Below are 5,850 nucleotides of genomic sequence, written 5' to 3'. Positions count from 1 at the left end.
CCACTGGGTCCCCCCGCCCATCCCCTGGCCTTGTAGCGAATGACGCACAGCCTTGCCGCGCGCCTGACCGCAGCGCTCTCCCTTGTCATCCTCTGTCTCTCCACGCTGAGCGTCGCGCTCACGGGCGTGTCGCTGCGAACGTGGTCTCACGACGCCGTCACGTCCCGTCTGGCGGAAGACGAAGCCGCGTGGAGCCGCGTCCTGTCCCAGGAGGTGAAATCGCTGACGGCCCTGGCCCGCGTCGCCGCGGCGAGCACGTCCTTGCGGACCGTGCTGTCGAGCGGCCCCGGCGTCGGAGCGCACCTCGAGCCCTCGCTGCGTGGGCAGCAGTCGCTCCTGGGCGTGGACCTGCTGCTCGCGGTGGACCCCGAGGCGGGCGTGCGCGTGGGCACGCCACCTGGTGTGCTGTCGGGGATGGAGGCCCTGGTGAAGGAGGGCGGCGCGCGCATCCTCCTGGTGAATGAGGTGCCCCATCAGGCCGTGGCGCAGCCCGTGATGACGGCCGAGGGCCGCACCGTGGGGTACGTGGTGCTGGGCCGGGTCCTGGGCGAGGTGGAGCTCCAGGCGCTGCGTGACGAGCGCGGCGTGGAGGGCGTGTTGACCGTGGGCGGCAAGCCGGTGGCGCACGCGCTGAGCGCGGTGCCTGACGTGGCCTTGCTCGCGGCGCTGGAGGGGAAGGGCCGGCCGGACGAGGTGTCGGTGAATGGCGTGTCGTTGCAGCTGCGCCGGGTGGAGATGGGGCCGGGCGTGGCGCTGCTGCTCACGCGCGACGGCGGGAAGGAAGCGGAGCGGTTCCGCGCGTCGATGCTGCTCGTGGTGCTGCTGGGCATCATCGTCACGGCGGCGGCGGGCACGGCCATCTTCCTGCTGGTGCGGCGGATGATGGAGCCGCTGCGCGAGCTGACCGTGGCCACCACGCGGGTGGTGTCGGAGGGCGACTTCCGGGGCGCGCTGGAGGTGCGCTCGAAGGATGAGATTGGCCAGCTCGCTGGTTCGTTCTCGGAGCTGATGTCGCAGCTGCGCGAGCTGTTGATGGCGCTGCGCCATTCGGCCGAGCAGCTGGAGACGGCGTCCACGCAGCTCACCGAGTCCGCGTCCGTCCAGAACGAGGCGGTGTCGCAGCAGGCGGTGGCGCTGCATGAGACGCAGGTGGCGGCGCAGCAGCTCCAGGAGGCCTCTCGCGCGGCGGCGCGGCGCGTGGAGGTCATCCTGAAGGAGGCGGACAAGGCCAGCGGCTTTGGCGAGGCGGGCGAGGCCGCGGTGTCCGGCAGCGTGGGCGGGCTCACGCACATCCGGTCGCACGTGGAGCAGATTGGCCGCACCGTCGCGGAGCTGCACCAGCGCACGCGGCAGGTGGGCGACATCACCCGCACGGTGAAGGACCTGGCAGACCAGTCGAACGTGCTGGCGCTCAATGCCTCCATCGAGGCGGCGCGCAGCGGTGACTCGGGCCGCTCCTTCGCGGTGGTGGCACGGCAGATGCGGTCGCTGGCGGACCAGTCCGCGGGGGCGACCACGCGCGTGCAGTCCATCCTGAGTGATATCGGCCGGGCCATCTCGCAGACGGTGAGCACGAGCGAGGGCGGGGCGCGCGAGGTGGAAGGTGGCCTGGAGCAGGTGCGCGCGGCGGGCGAGAGCCTCCGCTCGCTGGCGGGCATCATCCAGAGCAACGGCAAGACGGTGCGTAGCATCGCCGATGCCGTGAGCCAGCAGGACGCGGGCATCGCGGAGCTGTTCGCCGCGCTCAGCTCGATGGCCGACCTGGCGGACCAGATTGTCGACCGGATGGCCGCGAGCGAGCAGTCCGCCATCCAGCTCTCCGCGGCGTCCGCCGAGCTGAGCGCCATCGTCGGCCGGTACCAGCTCTAGCGCGTTTATCGGCCGGTGGCCCGCGCCTGTGCCGCCGCGCCCGTGGGCCTCGTCTGGCCCGAGCGCGCGTTGCCGCCACCCGCGCTCACCCAGCCGCTGGAGGCTGGCTCATCGGGCGCCGTCAGGTCGAAGGCGCGGATGCTCATCCGCTGCGTCCAGTCATTGCTCGCATTCCAGTTCGTCCAGACCCCCAACACCACGCGTCCCCGGTGCAGCGCGGGCGGGGTGATGTACGGCGCCTGTCCCTGCAGCGCGCAGGCGGACAGCTCGTTCCCCTCCGGGTCCAGCTCCCGCAGGAACGAACCGAACGCGGCGTCATCACCGGTGCAGGCGTGCTCGCCGCACGTCGCGTCCACCGGCCGGTCCACCAGCAGCAGCGAGCCACGCTGGGTGAGGAGCGGTGACATCGGCCAGGTGCCCACGGCCCGGTGCCAGCGCACCGCTCCGCTCGAGGGGTCCAGCCCATAGAGGAACGTGCCACCCGGATGGGTGGTGGTGGGGCAGCCCTCGCTGGTGCACCGCATGTCTGGCAGGACGAGGAGCCGGTCCGCCTGCATCGCCGTGCGGCCGAACGTCGAGCTGGAGCGGCCCAGCGAGTAATAGAAGGACTCCGCGGACGCAGTCGCCAGCGTGGCGATGGGCGCTCCCGTGGCCGCGTCCGCCAGCTCCGCGCGGCCCAGCATCAATGTCCCTCCGTCCACGGCGGTGGGCTCGAGCACGCCCGCGCGCTGGGTCCGCCAGCGGAGCTGCCCATCCGCCGCGTACGAGAAGAGCTCCGTCCGCTGCTCCAGGACGTCGGAGGCGCCGCCATAGACGTTGCCCTCCGTATCCACCACCAGCGGCGCATGGACGGGCGGCACGGGCGCCTTCCACGCCACCGCGCCGGTCTCCGCGTGCACCGCGACGAGCAGGTCCTCCGCGCCCACGTCTCCAAACGTGTCGTGTACCAGCGCGATGAGATAGGGCGGGCTGAGCACGAGCGATTCAATGCGAAGCGCAGGGTGCGCCTGCGGGTCCTCGTCCTTCGCGGCCCCCAGCGACACGCTCCAGCGCTCTTGTCCGGTGGCGCTGTCCCGCGCGGAGAGCAGGGCGAGCCGACCCGTGACGAAGAGCTGTCCCCGCGCCACCGTGTGAACGCCCCAGGCGCCCGGGGGGGGAAGGTCGCGCCGGTAGCGCTCGGTCCCCTCAGACGTGACGGAGACGAGCTGACACGCCAGCTGGCTCGGGTCCTTGTCCACCCAATAGCTGCTCTCGCATTCCGTCCAGTAGGTGTGCCCGTCCGAGTCCATGGTCCCCCGGAAGTCCACCGTGAGGTTCCACGCGGCGTCGTAGCTCCACGCGAGTCGCGCCGTGCCCTCGGGTCCGGAGCACGCCGCCGAGGTCGCCGGGGGCGGCACCTGCGGCTCCGGTGTGGGCGCCTGCGGCGCGGGCGTCTCACCGCCGGGGGTGGGCGTTGGCGTCACCTCCGCGGGGGTCTCCACGGTGGGCGCCGCTCCGTCCTCCACGGACGACGAACAGCCCACCCACAGACACGCGCCCAGCACCATGCTCCGCAGTCCACTCACGCCCGCCTCCCGATTGCTGGCCACCGCGCGGCTTGTCGCCGAGGTGGCCAGCCACAGTGGGGATGGGATTCCCGCTGCGCAACACACCCGGCCACGGGTGGCGGCCGGGCAGGCAGTCAGGCGGAATGGGAGTGAAGTCTCAGCCTGGCTCGCCGCCGTCGATGGCGTACGCCGTGCCGGTGATGCCGCCCGCCGCGTCCGAGGCGAGGAACAGGCACAGGGCGGCGACCTCCTCCGGGGTGATGATGCGGCCCATGGCGTTCATGGACGCCAGGGCCTCGCGCGCCTGCTCCTCGCTGCGGCCCGTGGAGGCGCTGATGGCCGAGGTCGCGCCGGCGAACATGTCCGTCTCCACCCAGCCCGGATTCACGATGTTCACGGTGACTTGCTTCTTCGCGTACTCCACCGCGAGCGCGCGCGTCAGGCCCAGCAGCGCGTGCTTCGACGCGCAATACGCGGACGTGTACTTCACGCCCCGCACCGCGGCCATGGAGCCGATGTTGATGACGCGTCCGCCGCCCGCCTGGGCCATGGCGGGCATCAGCTCGCGGCAGAGGAGGAAGGGCGCCGTCACGTTGACGGCCATGACACGGGCCAGGTCCTCGGTGCGCGTCTTCGTCAGGGGCGCGGAGACGGTGATGCCCGCGTTGTTCACGAGCACGCGAGGAGGCCCCTCGGCGAGGACTCGCTGGCTCGCGGCAACCAGCGCCGCTTCGTCGGCCACGTCCACCGCGAGCGGCCGGATGCGCTCGCCGCCTTCCCGCCGGAGCGACTCCAGCGCTTCCGTCGAACGCGCCAGGGCCCACACGTCATGGCCCGCCTTCGCGAAAGCGAGCGCCACCGCGCGGCCAATGCCTCGGCTCGCGCCCGTTACCACCACTGTCTTGGAGGTCATCGTCATGAGGCCAGCCTAGCGCCGGGCCCTCACGCTGGCAGCAAGACGTGCCAGGGCCGCGTGGCGCTCAACGCCACGGGCCACATCGACACCCTCCCACCTCCACGAGGGAGGGGGAGGGTGGGAAGACGCGGGTGTCCGGCTCAGCCGTTCTGGGCTTCGTCGCCGCTGGCCTTCGGCTCGGCCGGAGCCGCCTCGCCCTCGGCCGGAGCCTCGGACGCGCCTTCGGGCTCGGCAGAGGCCTCGTCGGACGCGCCTTCGGGCTCGTCAGACAGCTCAGGCGCGGTGCCCGCCGCCTCGGCGGCCTGCTGGGCCTTGAGCTCCTCGTCGTTCATGAAGCCGACGGGGTTCTCCTTGCGGTTGAAGAAGCGCACCGACTTCTTCGACAGCGCGAACATCTGCTCCGCCGCCGACGCCGGCACCAGCGAGTGCTCGATTTGCGCGGGCTCGGGGCGCTCCACCACGCCCAGCTCGCCCTCTTCGAGCTGCTTCGCCTGCGCCGGGCTCAGCTCCAGCCGGCGCAGCTTGCCCTTGCGGGTCATGAAGTAGAACGTCGTCTCACCCGCCTCGACGGGTACCTGGGAGCCCAGCACCAGCTCGCGCAGGGCGCGGTCCAGCTCCACCTGCCGCTTGGACTCGGCGCGCTGGTAGGCCTTGGAGCCCGGCATGGGGGGCAGCTTGGGGATGGCCCGCTCCGGCGCCGCCGCGGCCGGCCGCCCGTGCTGGGGGCCTCCGCCGTGCCGGGGGGCACCTCCGAAGCCGCTGCCGGGACGTCCGCCGCCCTCTCGACGGCCGGCGTCACGGCCGCCACTCGGACGGCCTCCACCCTCGCCTCGGGGCGGGCCGCCTTGTGTCCGGTTGTCATCACGGCGGGGGGGCGGACGGTTGCCGCCTGAACGGCCGCCTTCCTGGGGTCCGGGCCGCCGGGCTTCCGCCTGGCTGGGCTTCGACTCCACCTTCTTGGCCTCTGCCTCGGTGACGAGGCCCGCCTTCAATAGCTTGTCGCGCAGGTTCTGCATGAGTTGGGCGTTCTATCCCTTGCACGGCCGCACGCAAGCCACTGCTTGCCGCTCGTGTATGCCCCACGTAACTTGCCGGCCCTGTCGTACCCTCCCGGAGGAGTCGTGAGCCGTCTGAAGAAGTCCGCCTTCACCCTCGCCGTGGCGCTGGCCGCCGCCGGCTGCTCGGACCCGGTCGACAAGGCGGCCAAGGCACGCATCTTCTCGCCGGAGGACCCGCCCAAGGTGGTGGCGTCCGCGAAGGAGAAGCTGCCCCCCGAGGACGTGGCGGACAACCCCCAGGTGGCGCGCCGCATCCTGGGCATGGACGCCGCCGAGGTGACCGAGCGTCTGGGCCCCCACCGCTACCAGGCGACGCTGGGGTACGAGTGGACCTCCGAGGCCTCCATCCCCGTGAAGCTCACCGAGACGCGCACCTTCCACGCTGGTCCGGGCGGGGTCGGCGGGGACTTCCACGGCGTGCTGGAGAACTCCCGGGACCAGGGCCTGGAGGTGATGCGGG

4 protein-coding genes and 1 pseudogene are annotated in these 5,850 nt (G+C 72.1%); 2 read left to right on the top strand and 3 right to left on the bottom strand.

What is annotated here, in order from left to right:
* Window positions 1-39 precede the first annotated feature (39 nt).
* A complete protein-coding gene (locus G4D87_RS32415; RefSeq protein WP_163786557.1) occupies window positions 40-1,869 on the top strand; it encodes a methyl-accepting chemotaxis protein in 1,830 nt (609 codons plus the stop codon).
* Between the two features lie 5 nt (window positions 1,870-1,874).
* On the opposite strand, the gene G4D87_RS32410 is transcribed toward G4D87_RS32415, so the two are convergent.
* From G4D87_RS32410 to G4D87_RS32400, 3 genes are all read right to left on the bottom strand, one after another.
* Window positions 1,875-3,434: an outer membrane protein assembly factor BamB family protein gene (locus G4D87_RS32410; protein ID WP_240358785.1), complete on the bottom strand. Its 1,560-nt coding sequence runs from the start codon at window positions 3,432-3,434 to the stop codon at window positions 1,875-1,877.
* Window positions 3,435-3,573: 139 nt separating this feature from the next.
* The gene (locus tag G4D87_RS32405; protein WP_163786555.1) at window positions 3,574-4,335 is read right to left on the bottom strand and encodes an SDR family NAD(P)-dependent oxidoreductase; all 762 of its coding nucleotides are present in this window, start codon (window positions 4,333-4,335) and stop codon (window positions 3,574-3,576) included.
* 137 nt (window positions 4,336-4,472) lie between these two features.
* Window positions 4,473-5,348 carry a DUF2058 family protein gene (locus G4D87_RS32400; RefSeq protein WP_163786554.1) on the bottom strand — a complete coding sequence of 292 codons (876 nt, stop codon included), beginning with the start codon at window positions 5,346-5,348 and terminating at the stop codon, window positions 4,473-4,475.
* Window positions 5,349-5,453: 105 nt separating this feature from the next.
* Between G4D87_RS32400 and G4D87_RS32395 the strand changes: the two are divergent.
* Window positions 5,454-5,850, top strand: a pseudogene (locus tag G4D87_RS32395) (hypothetical protein); the annotation flags it as partial.

This window comes from Myxococcus vastator, from assembly GCF_010894475.1.
Lineage (GTDB): Bacteria > Myxococcota > Myxococcia > Myxococcales > Myxococcaceae > Myxococcus > Myxococcus vastator.
Note: the sequence above shows the minus strand (reverse complement) of the source record. Positions and strands in the feature narration are given on the sequence as shown.